Annotated in this window: 1 protein-coding gene; it reads left to right on the top strand. The window is 44.1% G+C overall.

The window, feature by feature from the left end; all coding sequences use genetic code 11:
- The coding region (locus CCU_RS13415) for an ABC transporter permease (protein ID WP_208896297.1) at positions 1–1,284 on the top strand (1,284 nt) is incomplete at its 5' end.
- Positions 1,285–1,325: the final 41 nt, after the last annotated feature.

Raw genomic sequence — 1,325 nt, 5'->3', positions numbered from 1 at the left:
TACTGGGATAGAACTGGCGCAGCCATAAACGATTTCAAGGATGGCATAAAGGATCTTAAGTCAGGCGCAAATGAACTTGCAGATGGACTTGGAGAACTCACTGATAACAACAGGAAGCTCAACAATGCGGCACAGGAGCTGTTTGACGCATACCTTGAACAGGTGTCATCATCTCTCTCAGCGTATGGTTTGGATACAGAGCTCACAGAGGATAATTACAATGACGAGATGACTAAGATTGCCGACAGTCAGGGTGGAATCGTGGCTATGAGTGTCAAGAGTGCCATGAGCGATATTGACAGCATAAAGGTATTCAAGGACGGCATAAAAGAATACACAGATGGAGCTATGGATGCAAAGGATGGCTCTGATGAGCTTGCAGATGGAATGGCAGAACTCAAGAAGGAGATGGATTCATTCCTCAAGGATTACGACACAGATCTTGCAAATATTACATCATTTGTGACAAGTGATGATAATCCGAGAACAGGTGGAGCCGCTGATGACCAGCAGATCAATGTACAGGCGGGATATTTCTTCGGTGTGCTGCTCATGCTTCTGTTCACATATGTCATATCGGTATTTGTTGTACATGGAATAGAGAAGGAGAGCAGCGTCATAGGTGCACTTTATGCCCTGGGGGTCAAGAGAAGAGATCTCATGATGCATTATCTGACACTTCCGGTCATAGTCACAACAGTTGCAGGCATAATCGGTTTTCTGATCGGGATAAGCAATGTGGGAATCCCTGTTCAGATGGCAGATGCATATGCGTATTATTCCATCCCTGCTATGGATGTAAAGATTCCGCCGATTCTTATAGTGTACGGTATTGTGATGCCTCCACTGACAGCGATAGTTGTGAACTACTTCGTTATCAGAAAGAAGCTCTCACAGACAGCTCTTTCACTTATAAAGAATGAGGTCAAGCAGCCGAAGGGCAGCAATGTCGATCTCGGAGACATGGGATTTGTCGGAAGATTCAGAGTCAGACAGATGCTCAGAGAGATGAGAACAGGGTTGACCGTTGTGATCGGAATGTTTATAGCCCTCATATGCCTGATGTTAAGCCTTAACACTGCAACTTTCTGTTCAAAGGTCAAGAAGCAGAATGTGGAGGATACCCATTATGAATATATGTATACATACAAATATCCTACAGAGAATCCCCCTGAGGGCGGTGAGGCAGCGTATGCTAAGACTTTGAAGAAAGAGGTATATGGTTACAACTGGGATGTGACAGTTCTTGGACTTTCAAAGAATACTAAGTATTTTGTATGTTGACCTTAAGGATGGCAAGAACAGAGTTGCCATATCATCATCAT

It is taken from the genome of Coprococcus sp. ART55/1 (assembly GCF_000210595.1).
GTDB classification, from domain to species: Bacteria; Bacillota; Clostridia; order Lachnospirales; family Lachnospiraceae; genus Coprococcus; species Coprococcus aceti.
Note: the sequence above shows the minus strand (reverse complement) of the source record. Positions and strands in the feature narration are given on the sequence as shown.